At 61.1% G+C, this 13,273-nt stretch carries 15 protein-coding genes; all 15 read right to left on the bottom strand.

Features of this window, described 5'->3' with window-relative positions; genetic code table 11:
• Window positions 1-20 precede the first annotated feature (20 nt).
• The gene (locus IEC33019_RS10835; RefSeq protein WP_099593441.1) at window positions 21-2,732 is read right to left on the bottom strand and encodes a host specificity factor TipJ family phage tail protein; all 2,712 of its coding nucleotides are present in this window, start codon (window positions 2,730-2,732) and stop codon (window positions 21-23) included.
• Complete coding sequence (locus IEC33019_RS10840; RefSeq protein ID WP_367613842.1) at window positions 2,729-3,019, bottom strand: hypothetical protein; 291 nt, start codon at window positions 3,017-3,019, stop codon at window positions 2,729-2,731. The genes IEC33019_RS10835 and IEC33019_RS10840 overlap by 4 nt, the downstream gene beginning before the upstream one ends.
• A gap of 116 nt (window positions 3,020-3,135) precedes the next feature.
• Window positions 3,136-3,642 (bottom strand): DUF1833 family protein, encoded by a 507-nt coding sequence (locus IEC33019_RS10845; RefSeq protein WP_099593445.1) that lies wholly within the window; start codon window positions 3,640-3,642, stop codon window positions 3,136-3,138.
• Entirely contained in the window at window positions 3,639-4,154 is a 516-nt protein-coding gene (locus tag IEC33019_RS10850; RefSeq protein ID WP_216641845.1) for a transposase, read from the bottom strand. Before IEC33019_RS10850 ends, IEC33019_RS10845 begins: the two co-directional genes overlap by 4 nt.
• Window positions 4,151-7,570 (bottom strand): phage tail length tape measure family protein, encoded by a 3,420-nt coding sequence (locus tag IEC33019_RS10855; protein ID WP_099593447.1) that lies wholly within the window; start codon window positions 7,568-7,570, stop codon window positions 4,151-4,153. Before IEC33019_RS10855 ends, IEC33019_RS10850 begins: the two co-directional genes overlap by 4 nt.
• A gap of 14 nt (window positions 7,571-7,584) precedes the next feature.
• Complete coding sequence (locus tag IEC33019_RS10860; protein WP_253776142.1) at window positions 7,585-7,866, bottom strand: hypothetical protein; 282 nt, start codon at window positions 7,864-7,866, stop codon at window positions 7,585-7,587.
• Window positions 7,867-7,946: 80 nt separating this feature from the next.
• Entirely contained in the window at window positions 7,947-8,390 is a 444-nt protein-coding gene (locus IEC33019_RS10865) for a hypothetical protein (protein WP_099593449.1), read from the bottom strand.
• Window positions 8,391-8,447: 57 nt separating this feature from the next.
• On the bottom strand, window positions 8,448-9,617 hold the full coding sequence (locus tag IEC33019_RS10870) for a phage tail tube protein (RefSeq protein ID WP_099593451.1): 1,170 nt from the start codon (window positions 9,615-9,617) through the stop codon (window positions 8,448-8,450).
• 66 nt (window positions 9,618-9,683) lie between these two features.
• Complete coding sequence (locus tag IEC33019_RS10875; RefSeq protein ID WP_099593453.1) at window positions 9,684-9,875, bottom strand: hypothetical protein; 192 nt, start codon at window positions 9,873-9,875, stop codon at window positions 9,684-9,686.
• A complete protein-coding gene (locus tag IEC33019_RS10880) occupies window positions 9,875-10,279 on the bottom strand; it encodes a phage tail terminator-like protein (protein ID WP_099593455.1) in 405 nt (134 codons plus the stop codon). Before IEC33019_RS10880 ends, IEC33019_RS10875 begins: the two co-directional genes overlap by 1 nt.
• Window positions 10,276-10,836: a hypothetical protein gene (locus tag IEC33019_RS10885; protein WP_099593457.1), complete on the bottom strand. Its 561-nt coding sequence runs from the start codon at window positions 10,834-10,836 to the stop codon at window positions 10,276-10,278. The genes IEC33019_RS10880 and IEC33019_RS10885 overlap by 4 nt, the downstream gene beginning before the upstream one ends.
• A gap of 2 nt (window positions 10,837-10,838) precedes the next feature.
• Window positions 10,839-11,219 carry a glutamate 5-kinase gene (locus tag IEC33019_RS10890; RefSeq protein WP_099593459.1) on the bottom strand — a complete coding sequence of 127 codons (381 nt, stop codon included), beginning with the start codon at window positions 11,217-11,219 and terminating at the stop codon, window positions 10,839-10,841.
• A gap of 2 nt (window positions 11,220-11,221) precedes the next feature.
• Entirely contained in the window at window positions 11,222-11,614 is a 393-nt protein-coding gene (locus IEC33019_RS10895; RefSeq protein WP_099593461.1) for a protein singed, read from the bottom strand.
• Window positions 11,615-11,665: 51 nt separating this feature from the next.
• A complete protein-coding gene (locus IEC33019_RS10900) occupies window positions 11,666-12,244 on the bottom strand; it encodes a hypothetical protein (protein WP_099593463.1) in 579 nt (192 codons plus the stop codon).
• 48 nt (window positions 12,245-12,292) lie between these two features.
• On the bottom strand, window positions 12,293-13,261 hold the full coding sequence (locus IEC33019_RS10905; protein WP_099593465.1) for a major capsid protein: 969 nt from the start codon (window positions 13,259-13,261) through the stop codon (window positions 12,293-12,295).
• Window positions 13,262-13,273 lie beyond the last annotated feature (12 nt).

Genomic DNA, 13,273 nt, shown 5'->3' on the forward strand with positions numbered 1-13,273 from the left:
TAATCGGGGTTTTGGTCGGATCAGGCCGGAGGGAAATTGTCGTCGTCCAGATAGACGCGCTCGTCGTAGTTCACAGCGGTGACATTGCAGCTGACGGTACCGCTTGGGTTGACCTCCTTGATCAGCGCCGGATAGCAGAACTTGGTCTTTGGCCCGAACTGCAGCACAGGCGCGTCCATAGCGCTGTCCAGCACCGGTACGAAGTCCAGAGACGGAATAGTCAGTCGGTAGTCGTCAATGCGCGTTGCGACGTATGGCCCAGAAGCACTGCCATCTCGCCGGCGAAGCGCAATCCAATGCTCGCCTCCAGCAGACCAGTCAAGCCGCTCCGAGGAGACCAGCATGTGCTGGCTGCCCAGCTGCGCGTAACCCTTGAGCATTGCGCTCTGGCCATACCCGGGGGTGGTATCGCCCAGCAGCGCATAGTCCAGATAGCCGCTGTTCAGCGCATCCAGTTCCGTGGAGAAGCTGTAGCGCTTGCGCTGGTACACCTGCTGGCGGCGCCGGCGCATGCCTATCCGCCAGGCCCTATGCTCGTCGCACACGCCCTCTATCTTGACCTTCTCGGTACGCAGACCGAGATCGCCAGCCAGGCGGCACTCAACTGTCTCGACCTGCCAAGTGGTGCCGTCCAGATATTCAACGTCGACGCCATCGAAATCGTCGGCGGTGACATGCTCCGCTTCCCGCTTGAGCGGCTTGGTCATCACCTGCGGGTTGTACATGTGGTCGAAATCTGGCCCGCGAGCCTCATCGCGAACCGGTCGGATAAGACCACGGTCAATGGTCAGCTCCGCGAACCCAGCCTGCAGGCACTCGATCATGCTGGCCTTAACGGTGCTTGCCGACTCAATCGTCCGGTCGTAGTAGTCACCACGATCCGTCCATATCGCCTGCAGCCGATCAAGCTCATCGAGGTCAATATCCGAGTCGCCATCTTCTATCGAATAGCCGACGCTCTCTGCGATGTAGCCAATGCATGCAGAAATGTCGCGGGTAGGCTCTTCGCCGGTCCATGCACCATCCCTGCGCGTGCGCAGAATTCGAGTAGCGATGCAAGAAACCTGGCTCTCCGACTGCGAGGCGATACGGTTTCCGCCCTTCACTCGAATAGCGATCACCGTCACCCCGTCGTACTTGGTGGGCGCTGGCAAGTTGGCGCGCAACCCATACCACTGCACGGTATTGGCGTCATTCGTGCTGGTCGACTTGGCGCCGATCCGACGCAACCTGACCTCTGGGCGCATCTCCGGAATGTCGAGATACTCCGTAAATCCGAGCTGGTCCAGCGTGGCCTGGGTGTAGGTCTTCTTGAATGACGTCCAGGCACCGGCCAGCGCCATGTCGCGATATTGGATCTCGACAGTGACAGAGAAGTCCCGCGGAGTGCCGGTGTTCTCACCAATGTGTGTCAGCCCCTGCGGATAGAAGATATCCACGGCCAGACGCGTAGTCTTGGTTCCGGTCGGGCAGGCGGCATAAGGTCCAGCCCAGTCACCCTCCTGCGTTGATCCGTCGAGCTGGAGTATCGCCGTGGACGTGGTGAGCGCGTCGAACCCTGGCCAGGTCGTGTCGTTCTCGTTGGCAGCATTTATGCGCTCAACGCTAATCGACGCAGTCGATGCCGCTGTGATCCGATAGCGCAAACCGGAAATGCCAATCGCCATTTGAAGGCCGGTACCGAGAGTAAGCCCCGTGGCGGGGCCTCCGGCTGACCAATCCAGCGTCATCTCGTCCGGGGCAGTACCTACCCCGGGCGTGTAGCTGGCAACTGTGTAGTTGCCTGCGTTGCTGCCGACGATTTCAATCGGCATCCCCACATAGGGCGCAAGCTGGTCCAGGCTCCCCCGGATAATGTCGCGCCCTGCCCCGCCATCAACCACGTCATACGCATACCCAACAACTATGCGAACAATCATCCCGGCAGCCCAGCCGGCCGGGAACGATCCGGCCCCGGTCGGTATGGACACATTCTTCCCGGCGAACTGGTAGGACTGCGCTGTCGGCACGGGGGAAACGGCGTACGTGGCCTTCAGTTCAATGCCGGCGGTGCCGGTGGATGTTGCCCCCACCTCTGGCGCTGAGTGCCACCACTTGGCGGCGGTCTCGGCACTGAGGTTGGCACCGGGCCCGTAGATCGTGAACTGAGCGTCAGAGCCGAGGGAGATCAGCGGAGTCTCACCAATCAGGACATTGGCCAGCGGGATATCGTACTTTCCTCGACCAACGCACAGCAGCATCTCGATCCACTGCGAGCGCGGGTCATCGAAGTAGCGGTTTGGCGGCAGCAAATAGTCAGGGTACGGGCGCTGCCTGCCGAAAATCTCCCTAATAACCGAATTCAGCTTGACCTCGTTGCCCTTAACGGTCGCCAGGCCAAGGTCCTTACCGCTCTTGGTGTTGCTGCGGTTGTTCAGGGACGGCATTTTCGGCATCAGCGCACTGAGCACGGCCTTTGCGCCGAACACCAGAGCAAAAGTGATCGAGAACGGATCGGTGCCCTTAGGCTCGCGGTAGATCTGCACCTGGTCTTCAGGGCCGAACTCGATGCTTGCCCACTGAGTCGGCAATGCGCGATCGCCGTTGACGAACACGCTCAACGGCAGCGCCTCCGGCTCAACCTCTTTCGGCAGGCCGTCAGCATGGAACCATGCCAGAAGGCTCTGCCGGATTTCGACCGGGCGCACCTCGGCAGGCTCGGAAGCGAGCTTATTGGGGTAGATTTCGATCATTCCCGGTCTCGGTAATAGATAACGGTGTTGTGGTCGCGTTGCCACTGGGAAAGCGGAATGCACCGGGCGCCGCGCTCTGGATTGATTTCCAGAACCTTCAGGCGACCGCCTGACTCGACGACAAGGGCGACGTGCACGCAGATGTGGCCGCGCATCACGGCGGCAATTGCGCCAGGCTCTGGCCGGCACACTTCCATGTGCTCGGCTTCGGCCCGGTACGCCCGGGTGAACTCCTTCGGCTCGGTGTTGCGCACATGACCCCAACTGGGCAGCAAGCGCTTACCCATGTGCAGGTGTCGCGCCTCCCTGACCAGCCCCCAGCAGTCGTACCTTTCTGGACCGCGAGCGCCGTCCTCATACCTGCATGACAGATACGTGTTGATCCATTCCATAGGGGGAACCTTTAGAGGTACTTGAGGCCAGGCACGAACTTGGTGGTGTACAGCACGCGCGGCCAGGCGGTGCCGATTAGGTCGAAGAACCCGCACTGCAGGTTTGCCTGATTCTGCTCAAATGAGTCGCTGTCGACTGACATGCGATATGGCTTCTCACATGGCGCTGAAAGGTCGCTGGCCAGATAGACGCGGTAGGTGGCGGTGACTCGGGCGGCGGCATCAAGGGCCTGGTCGGCCTTCTGCTGAACTTCGCCCGTGGTGTTGTCCACGGCGAAGGCCAGGGCCTGGTTGCCCTTGTTGTTCTTGGACGCGAGAGCGATCCCGATATTCGCAGCAACGAAGGTGAGCAATCGCCCGTCCTCGGTACCGCAAATGCGATCCTTGAAGCCGTTGCAGATGAGCACTGGTTCTGACCAGGCCGGGCACGTGATCTCTAGAGTGCGAACGAAGGCCTCTTGGCCGCCCGATGCCACGGCTTCTCGATAGATCTGTTCAAGAATGGAAGTGCTGGTCATGGCTGCGGCCACTTCTCGTTAACACCGTAATCAAACGCGTTCATGAACGTCTCATACTTACTGAGCGGCCATTGCTCATTAACTGCACGGTCGATGATGTCCATCATGAACCAGAACTCAGGGAAATCTTCCCAGCCTGGCTGGATCAAAGGCGGATCGCGCAATTCTAGGGTCGCCGAATATTCCCAGCGACTGACTTGCACCAGAGTTGGTCCGGTGTAATGCCCGGTGAATCGACACTCGTACTCCTGAAACCCGATCGGCGTCAGGAACGTGGCTTTGAACCACTCCACGCCCTGAACCAACGTCCGTGCGTACCATCCCTGGAAGAACGCCATCTGGTTGCGGTCGCAGTTCCATTTGGCGTTGATCAGGTAAGGGACCTCATCGAAATTCAACCTTTGGCGCGCCCTGCCCGACTCCATCTGCGTGCGCAGCATCGGATCAACAGGGGTGTCCAGCGCATAGCCATCCTGCAGCGGTAGCGGCAGTTCTGCAGGGTACTCGATCATGATCCAACCCCTGATATTCCGAATTTGCTGCTGACGGCCTGGTACAACTCGCCGTCGCCCATGATGCTGGCCACGCAGATCTGCAGGATGTTCTGGCCATCCTCTGTGGTTGATTGCGACACCTTGCCGGCGTTGGCCTTGTCCTCGATCAGGTTGACCGTGAGGCTCATCCCCGACGACTGGGCCTGAGTGCCGCCAACCTGATTCGACGCATTGACCGAGAGGTTTTCGCCGGCGAAGGACACTCGCTCATTCGAGTTGATCGCCTCAAGTAGCTCGCGATTACGGGCAGTTGCCTTGGCGTTCACCACAAACTCGCCGTTACTCAGTCGCGCCGGGATGCTGTCGGATGTGCCCGTGCCGGAGCCCGAAACATAGCCGCCAGTGGAAAAGCCCTTGATCAGCGCGAAGGCAGCAAGCAGAGCGGTACCGCCGACCACTGCCGCCGCACCGAACGAGCCAATGGAGGCGACCAGTGCCGCCGGCAGCCAGGCGCTTGCCGTGGTTGCTGCTGCTGCCGTCTGGGCTGCTGTGGTTGTGGCTGTCGCCGCAAGGCTGGATGCGGTAGCAACGCCGTCAGCCGCAACCTTGGCTGTGGCCACAGCCGCTGCACCAGTGGTCTCTGCTGCCGTGACGGCGCCGACCTGGGCGATCTGCTGAGCCGCCAGCGCTGCCGAGGTCTGCCCGAAAGCAGCCTGGATGCCCTGATTGATTAGCCATTGGGCGGCCATCTGACCCAAGCCGTTGATAACCCCACCTACCAGGCTGCGTAGCACCTGCGTAGCAGACTCGCCGAAGGTCTGGCCATCGAGCGTCATGCTCTCGAACGCGCTTCCAACACCGCTAGAGATAGTGCCGAAGGCGTTCGTGAACAGTGTCTGCGTCTGCCCGGCGACGTTGGTCGCGGTCACCTGGAAGTTCTGCAGCGCCGCTGTCCAGCCGTTGATTGGGCTGAGCATCGCCTGATCCATCTGCGCCCAGCCGGCCTGCTGGGCAGCAAGCTGCTTCGGCAGGAACTCGTTGGTCAGGTCAATCTGCGCCTGCAAGTCCTGGCGCTGCTTCTCCGTCGTGGCGTTGGCCAGTTCGGTGCGCAGCTGCAGGATACGGTCGTTGGTCTGCTGCTCGAGCTGGACGCGCTGCTGAAGGCGCTGCGTCTGCTGGTCGCCCATGCCGACACCGGCTGCCGCAATGCTGTACTCGCTCTGCTGTCCAGCCAGTTGCCGCTCAAGCTGAGCCCGGTATTGCTCAGCCTGGGTGAGGCCTTGGGCGCCCTTGATGGCGGCGGCGTAGTTGATCGAGGCCTGAGCGAGAGCCTTGCCGTACTCGTCCTGGCTGATCTTGCCCTTGTCCAGAGCCAACTGAAGCTGAGTTTGCTCTTTGGTAAGGGTGCGCGCAGCCTGGGCTGCAGGGTCGTACTGGTTGTACAGGCGGGCGAACGTGGTCTCCGCCTGCGATACACCCTTGTTAACCCCCTTCGGCGCGTTCTTCTTCGCCTCGCGAGCTTTGATGTCCGCGATTTCCTGCTCGATGTTCTTGCGGGATTTCGCGTACTTCTCTTCCTCTGCAGCGCTGAAGCCGCCTGCGGCAATGGCATCCTTGCGCGCCTTGTCCAGGTCCATCAGTTCCTTCTGGAGCTTCTGGGTCTGAGTCAGAGACGACTTGTAGGTCGAGTTGATCAGGTCGATGCCTTTCTTGCCGGCATCCTGTGTGGCCTTGTTGCTGGCATCCTGCGCAGCCTTGGCGGCATTGTTTGCCAGAGCCGTCTGCAGCTGCTTGAGCCTGGTTTCGAGCCCGCGCAGGGTCTGGTCGTCATCGCCGGCGAAGAACCCGATGATTCCCCCTTTGCGCTGGGCAATCAATTTCTCGGTGTTGGCGATTTGATCCTCGATCGTCTGATCGCGACCAACGTCTAGCATGGCATCCCAGGCCTTCTTGGCCGCCCCGGTGATGGACTGCCACGCGGACTCCAGCGTGCCCAGGTTGCGCTCAATCTCCCCTGCCCGGCTGTTGATGGCCTCGGCGTACAGGCCGGCCGCCATAGCCGCAGCGTCCATCGTCTTGCCCTGCTCCTGCAGGGATTGGATGTTGGCGTATTGCGATGCGGTGAGGATGTTCAGCTCGCCATCGAGCTTCTTGATGGCCTCGACTGGGTTCTTGCCGATCTCGTTGAAGGTCTGGACGACATCGTTGATATCGCGGCCGGTTTGCTTGGACCACGCCAGGGAGGCCTGGGTGATCTCCACGTACATGCTGCGCAGCGGGTTACCGGCGGCAGCCAACTGGGTCAGCACACCAGCGGCCGCACCGACTGTGCCGCTGCTCGCCGCCACCTGATTGGCCATATCGGTAAGTTGGTTGGCGCTCAGGCCTGCAGCATTTCCATTCTCGATCAGCGCATTGGCGAAGCGCTCGGTCTCTTCAGAGCCCTGGTAGTAGGCAACAGCCAGCACACCAGCAGCTGCGGCTGCGGCTGTGAACGGGTTAACCAGGCCGAGTATGTAGCCGCCCATGGCGCGAGCAGCCGGGCCGATACCGCCGAACATGTCTTTCAGCTGACCGCCCTGCTGCAGAAGGACAGTCAATGGAGCCTGTCCGCCCTGAAGGCTGACGGCAATATCTGTGAACTGAGCTGGCAGCCCGCGCAGCGCGGCGTTGTAGGCCTTGGCTGACATACCGGCGGTGTTCATGGCCGTGGACGTTTTGCCAAGCTCGTCCCGGGCTTCCTTCAGACGCCCGCTGTACTCCTCAAAAGTTTCGGTATCAACAAGCCCGGCCTTTTTGAACTTGCTGAGCTTATCCTGCATGGCGTCCAGGCGATCAAGCGCGGCAACCGCCGGGTTGATCTGGCCAATCAGGCGAGTCAACTCCTCTCGCTGCTGCTCGAGCGAGGCGTCAGCCGCCTTGGTGCTACCGGACACGGAGTCCATGGCCGCATCAGCCTGGCGGGCGCCACTGGCGACCTGCTCAAGAGCCGCGGCGACACGAATAAGCTGGGCGTTAACCTGGCTCTGAGTACTGGAAAATACACTGAACCCATTCGACAGCTGGCCGATGCCCGTGGACATCTGAGAAAGCAGCGCATTCGACTGAGTCAGGCTGGAGTCGAGCTTTGTGACGCCAGCCCCAACCGACAGCATGGCTGCCTCGAGGGCGTCAGACTTTGAGACCAGGGCCGTCATCTGCCGGTCGGTCGATGCCGTCGACTTCTCGACGCGATCCAGGGCGGTGACTGCGGCGGACGCCATTTTGCCCATGTTCGAGCCAAGGGTGACTGTGACCCTGCTCAAGTTCTCGGCAGAAACAGCAGCACCTTCCCCGCTCTGCTCTACCTTATTGAGCGAATCACTCAGGTCATCCGCATTTTTCTTCGCTGGGCGCGAGTCAATCGTGATGGCAAGGCGGGATTCTTGCGTCATTTCGCCCTCCGGCGTCAGCGCCTCTTGGGCTTGGATTTGGATTCAGCGTCCGCTCTGGCCTTCTCGTTCTGTTCGTCCCAGTGCTTGCGGAACTGGTCGTCGAGGGCAAAAACAGCTGCGTCAAACTCTTCGCGGCATAGCGCCGAGGGGTAGCGGTCGAGGTATTCGGTGATGGCTGATGGCGCGATAGGCGCCGGAGCGCCCACCATGCCGACGTACTGCCGGGACCGGCTGATGTAGGCGTAGGCTTCAAGGATCTCTGCGGTTACACCGTCAATCTCGGGCGCCTCGGGCACGCCAGAGCCAAGACGCTCATGCTTCCAGCGCTTCTTTTCGTTGGCATCGCCAGTCCAATCGCGTCCCCACAGGTATGCCGCTACTGCTTTTCCGCAGTGGCTGCAGCCTTCTCCTCAACGCGGCGTGCGATATCGGTCGCGGTACGCAGGGCCAGGAAGTAGACGCTTGGCATCTGGTTGATCAGAGCGATGCACAGCTCAGCGCTGTAAGGAGCTGGTTCGCCGGGCTTCTCTTCTACGTCGACGCCCTTCCAGTCCTTGATCAGGTGCTTGGCCGCCAGCTCGACGAACAGATCATCGTCGGTCTCCAGCTCAACATCAGGGATTTCCGAAAGGCTGAACTCAGCGGTGCCGACCCTTGCCTGTTGGTTAATCGCGGCAAGGTGTCGATTGATCAGCGCCTGATGGGACTTGTAGAGCGGGTTGGCAATCGACCCAACGAGGATTTGGGCGCCAGGGGCGAACTCGACCCAGCGCTCGCCGCTGATATCCAGTTCTGGCTTCTTTGCGATGGTGAAGGCCATGGTATTCCTCTGCGGTAAAAGGCCCGGCGCACACCGCAGGGCGCGCCGGGCAAAGGATTAAACAGTGACGGTGACAGCGCAGGTGTCGGTCTTGGTGCCGTCTGCAGCGCTGGTCGCGGTGATGGTTGCGGAGCCCGCCGCGATGGCGGTGACCAGGCCGGTGGCGCTCACGCTGGCGATGGCCGGGGCCGAAGAGGTCCAGGTGACCAGCTGGCTTGCACCTACCGGGGTCACGACAGCCTCGAGGTCGCCGGTTTCATCGACTGCCAGGCTCAGGGTGGCCGGGGTCACGGTGACCGCTGCGATCGCAATCGGCGCTGGCAGACGGGTAATGGTCGGCGGCACGCGGCGGGCGGTGTATTCCAGTTCGACCTGGATGATGTCGGTGGCGCCACCGTCCGGCCAATCACCGCTCACTTCCATCTCAGGGATGAAGAAGGTGTAGCCGCCGTCGGCGTTGTTCAGGGTGAACTCGAAGCTGAGCGAGTCGCCGGTCTGCTGGGCCTTCCAGTACTGATATGCGGTCTTGGACCAGCTCATGGTGATCGAGCCCGACGGGGTGAAGGTGGTCGGGATAATGTTGCCCGGGAACGGGTTGCCGTTACCGATGCAGCGCTGGGTTTGAGCGTTGTTAGCGAACTGCAGGTTGAAGCTGTCAACGCAGGCGTTGTCTTCGCCCAGCTGCACGCCGTTGATCTTCAGGCCGGTGACGTCCTTGAAGCCGTAGCGCCGCTGATTCGCCTCGGGCGCAGGGCTGACGATGAACGACGTATTGTCGGCCTTGTCATCCCACGACGTGGCCATGAACGTGGTGGTGACGCTGATTTCGTTGTCGTTCGGGACCTCGATGTTGATCGTGTCCACCTGGGCGCCGCGGGCGATGCCAGCGATACCCACGTCGGCATCGTAGGCGCCGATGGAGAACGAAATGCGGTCGTTGCCCATGGTCAGGACGTTGCCGACCCAGTCCTTGCCGAAACAGGAGGCCAGGAACTCGTCCAACGCACCGTAGCGGAACTTGGTTTCGATATCGCCACCGACATCGACGGTCGTCTGGGCAGTACCCTGCGACATGCGGCTTTCGCCGATCTCGTTGTTCTCTTCGGTGTTGTAGGTGGGCACCAGGCCGAAGCTGACGCGGGTCAGCACGTTCCAAGGGCCAGGCGGGGTAATGCCCGGGGTGACCTCGCGAATCCACGCGGTCGAGCGCTTTGCACCGCTACTCATGGGGTGTTTCTCCTATCAATAGGCGTAAAAAAACCGCCATTTGGCGGTGCAGGTGTTTGGTTGGCGTTATGCCGGAATCGTGCGGACCACGATGATTGGCGCCGGATCGTCGTCAGGCCTGAATACAACCTCGCCCTGCTCAAGCTTTGGCTCGGGGTATTCGTGGATCGATCCGTCTTCCTGGATCGCCCGCGTGATCTGGGCTATCTCTCGGTCGACCAGCTCCCCGTCGATGCGCACCTTCATGGTTTCGCTCATCAGTAGGCCCTGTATGGCACGGAGATGTTGACCTGGTACCAGCCGTTACCGTCGTCACCGATGACGTTGGCCGAGGCGGCAAAGAAGTCCAGCGGCCCCTCGGGCGCACTGTAGTACTCGAAGTGCTGGGCCAGGGTATCGGCGGCTTTGGTGATCGCCAGCGTGCCCTTGTAGGTCGGCACGAACAGCTGAATTACGAGAAGACCGGTACGGCGCACGCTCGGGCCGTTGCCGATCTCTGGCGTGCTGCTAAGGCCTGGAATGTCCGCCAGCCTCGCCCAGATGGTCTTACCTGCCGGGTCAAACGGCGCTGCATTGTTCGGATAGTCCACGTTCGCAGCCGGAATGCCGGCCCACTGCTGCATGCGCCCGATGACGACGGCGCGAATCTGTTCAAAGGTCATGAGCTGTAGGCCTGTGAAACGCCGTGGAACGAAACGGCGTAGACGCCACCCGGAGCCTGGGTCGAATGACCATCTTCCAGCGGCTCCGCGTACGGCAGGTTGTTCTGGATGTAGACCACGGCGTATGCCTCGACCGATTGGAGCACGGCCCCGCCATTGCTGATGGTTGTAGCGCCTGATGGATCTACGGCGTCTAGTTGCGCATAGCTCGGCGCACCGACAGTGACGATGTTGTTGGCTCTGAACCTGCCGCCTACATAGCCCTGCCCGGCAGCCACCTGGTTGACGAAGTAGTTCTGCTCTCGCTCACGCTTGGTCAGCTTCTTGTTGCCAAGCTGGGATGCCTTGGCGTCGTAGGCATCAGCCATGGCGACATTCCTAGCCTTGAGTTCCTGATTCACCTTCCAAAGGCTGGGGTTGCCCACAGGAGAGCGCCGCACGACCTCCTGCAGCATGGCCATGGCGATGACTCGGGTTCGGGTAGCGACTGCTTCGTCGATCTCCTCGCGGAACATCGTCGGTGGCGTGCTCCACCCCCTGCCCTTGCCTTTGGCCATGATCACTTCCTCAGCTGGATCTCGTAATGCGCCTTGGCCGGATCGATGCCGGGACTGACAATGCGGTACGTGGCCGGCTCGCCGGTGATAAGGTCGAGCGCCGTGATCTGGTGGCCAACAGCCGGCCTATCCGTGACCTCATTGGCCAGGCAGATCAGAAGTACGTCACCCACCATGATGTTCAGGCCGTCGATGCGGCGGCTGTCGTAGCTGTCGAGCACCCCGCGCCCGGTGTAGGTAACTGGCTGGGCTGTAGTGGTTTCGGTAACCGGATCAAAGACGCCCGGCCCCATGTAGGTGCCGGTGAACGCTGACACGGCATCAGCAAGATCCTCGTCGAAGGCCTCGGCAAGGTCTGCCTGGATATCGTCGCGAAGGCCCATGGCTACCCCCTTTTCACAGCAAAGGCGAACTGGTTGCTGCGCCATGGCGTCAGCAGCGCCAGTGCCAACTGCACACAGGCTGGCTGGGCGACAGTGCTGGTCTTGTCGATCGAGCCGAAGGTCTTGCTGGTCGATACCGATCCGGCCTTGACCGTCTTCGCCTCGAGCGAGCCCTCGGTCTGCTGCTGGTAAAGCTTTCCTTGGGAAGCGCACTTGGCCAGCCGCGCGCCTGCCTGTTTCACATCGTCAGGGATGTTGTCCATGTCGATGCCGACCAGGTTGAGCGCAGTGAGGTAGGCATTCGCCTCGAAGACCGCCTCGTCCTTCAGCTCTGGAGCTGCCCAGTCAGGCCCAAGGATGGCGTCTACGTCGGCCACGGTGATGTAGGTAGCCATCAGGCCTCCGCTTGAATGAGTTGGGCGGCGGATTTGCCTACCGCCCGGTGTTTACTTGGCCAGATCTTCCACCAGCTTCTGCAGTGACTCTTTCGAGGCATTGGAGCGGTAGGAAACGTTCGCGGCGTCGAGCTTGGCCTTGAGCGATTCGACCTCGGGGTCAGCGTTCGCCACCTTGAGAGCCTCGATCTGCTTGAGCAGTTCGGCCTTCTCTTGCTCCAGCGCGGTAACCTTCTGCACTTCACCGTCGCGCTCACGTTGCAGGCTGGAGACCCCGGCATTAACTGCTTCGAACACTTCGAAGAGGCGCGATGCGGTTTTGCCCAGGTCGCCCTCCGGGCGCTCCAGGCTCTGGACGGCGAACGATTCGACGATCACGCCGATGGATTCCAGCTCGGCGGTCAAGAGGTCGAAATGGTCCTGGCTCAGGCCGCCAGCCTCGACAACCACGGTCGAAGCCAGCAGTTCGGGGCGAATGGTCACCTCGGGGACATCGTCGGCCTCGCCCTTTCGGCTCAGGGCAGAGTTGGCATCGACGATGATCAAGCCGTGCTCCTTGGCCAGCGCCTTGATGTCCTCCTGGTACTGGTGGAACGGGCCAGCCAGATACCAGATGTTGTTTCTGCTCATGCGCATATCCTCAGCAGGCCAGGCCATAGGCCCAGCCCGCCATCAGGGTTACTTGGAAGCATCACCGATCAGAGCAACACCGGCGGTGTGCTTGATGCTGGTGGCGGTCTTGTCCCAGTTCGTCCCGGTGGCGATCTCGGCATCGGTCGGGGATTTGCCGCCGTTGGTTTGATCCCAGGTGTAGCCCTTGAGGCCAAGGCCGAAGCTGTAATCCACCTGCAGCGTGGTCTCGATGCGCTCCTTGCCGTTATTGGTCTGGACGTTGCTGATCATGTCGCGACCGTCGTGAACCAGAGCAGCCGCCTGTTGCAGGGAAAGAATGATTTCCTTGTTCGGGGTGCCGGCCTGCATCAGTGCCGGTGCATCAGTGACAACAGTGGTTTTGCCCAGAATATCGATGACCCGCACGTTGCCAGCCTGGAAAAGCTGGTTCTCGTTGGTCAGCGCCTGCCCGATCAGCTTGTGGTAGGTGGTGCCCTGCATGATCTGGGTGATGAGGTTCTGGCTGGCATCGCCGAACTTGGCATGAGCGTTGTTCAGTGCGGTCTGCGAGACGCCAGCGGTGGCCGATACATCGTTGACGGCTGCAGCCTGAGCGGTAATCGCAGCAACCAGAGCAGCAATGGCGGTGTTCAGCTGATCCTTCAACAGGATCTCGGCGAACGCGCGCGATGCCACCTCGACGCCTTGAGCGGTTGGGCGCTCGAGCCAGGTCATCTGCGATGGCTCGTAACGAACCGGGCCGAAGCCACCAGCGATCTTGACGGACGAGTTCTTCAGCTCTTCCAGGTCGGTGATCGGGGCCGTGCCGTTGGCGGCATATCGATCCACGCGGCGCTGGGCAGCCGCTAGGGTCTGGAAGAACGATTCCTGAAGGAAGTCGCCAGTGAAGCCATCCGGAGAAAGGATGATAGCGCCACGACTGGCGGCGTTGAACGCAACGAGCATCTGATCCAGCGTCTCGATGGTCGCCGGCATGATGTACTCGTTGAAAACCTGCATTTGCGACAGGGACATAGGTGTTTTTCC

Source organism: Pseudomonas putida (assembly GCF_002741075.1).
Lineage (GTDB): Bacteria > Pseudomonadota > Gammaproteobacteria > Pseudomonadales > Pseudomonadaceae > Aquipseudomonas > Aquipseudomonas putida_T.

Excerpts from the sequence above, each read along its gene's own strand:
- IEC33019_RS10865 (WP_099593449.1), bottom strand. The coding sequence starts at position 8,390 with ATGGCCTTCACCATCGCAAAGAAGCCAGAACTGGATATCAGCGGCGAG.
- IEC33019_RS10880 (WP_099593455.1), bottom strand. The coding sequence starts at position 10,279 with ATGACCTTTGAACAGATTCGCGCCGTCGTCATCGGGCGCATGCAGCAG.
- IEC33019_RS10890 (WP_099593459.1), bottom strand. The coding sequence starts at position 11,219 with ATGGGCCTTCGCGACGATATCCAGGCAGACCTTGCCGAGGCCTTCGAC.
- IEC33019_RS10845 (WP_099593445.1), bottom strand. The coding sequence starts at position 3,642 with ATGACCAGCACTTCCATTCTTGAACAGATCTATCGAGAAGCCGTGGCA.
- IEC33019_RS10855 (WP_099593447.1), bottom strand. The coding sequence starts at position 7,570 with ATGACGCAAGAATCCCGCCTTGCCATCACGATTGACTCGCGCCCAGCG.
- IEC33019_RS10875 (WP_099593453.1), bottom strand. The coding sequence starts at position 9,875 with ATGAGCGAAACCATGAAGGTGCGCATCGACGGGGAGCTGGTCGACCGA.
- IEC33019_RS10835 (WP_099593441.1), bottom strand. The coding sequence starts at position 2,732 with ATGATCGAAATCTACCCCAATAAGCTCGCTTCCGAGCCTGCCGAGGTG.
- IEC33019_RS10870 (WP_099593451.1), bottom strand. The coding sequence starts at position 9,617 with ATGAGTAGCGGTGCAAAGCGCTCGACCGCGTGGATTCGCGAGGTCACC.
- IEC33019_RS10885 (WP_099593457.1), bottom strand. The coding sequence starts at position 10,836 with ATGGCCAAAGGCAAGGGCAGGGGGTGGAGCACGCCACCGACGATGTTC.
- IEC33019_RS10905 (WP_099593465.1), bottom strand. The coding sequence starts at position 13,261 with ATGTCCCTGTCGCAAATGCAGGTTTTCAACGAGTACATCATGCCGGCG.
- IEC33019_RS10895 (WP_099593461.1), bottom strand. The coding sequence starts at position 11,614 with ATGGCTACCTACATCACCGTGGCCGACGTAGACGCCATCCTTGGGCCT.
- IEC33019_RS10900 (WP_099593463.1), bottom strand. The coding sequence starts at position 12,244 with ATGAGCAGAAACAACATCTGGTATCTGGCTGGCCCGTTCCACCAGTAC.
- IEC33019_RS10850 (WP_216641845.1), bottom strand. The coding sequence starts at position 4,154 with ATGATCGAGTACCCTGCAGAACTGCCGCTACCGCTGCAGGATGGCTAT.
- IEC33019_RS10840 (WP_367613842.1), bottom strand. The coding sequence starts at position 3,019 with ATGGGTAAGCGCTTGCTGCCCAGTTGGGGTCATGTGCGCAACACCGAG.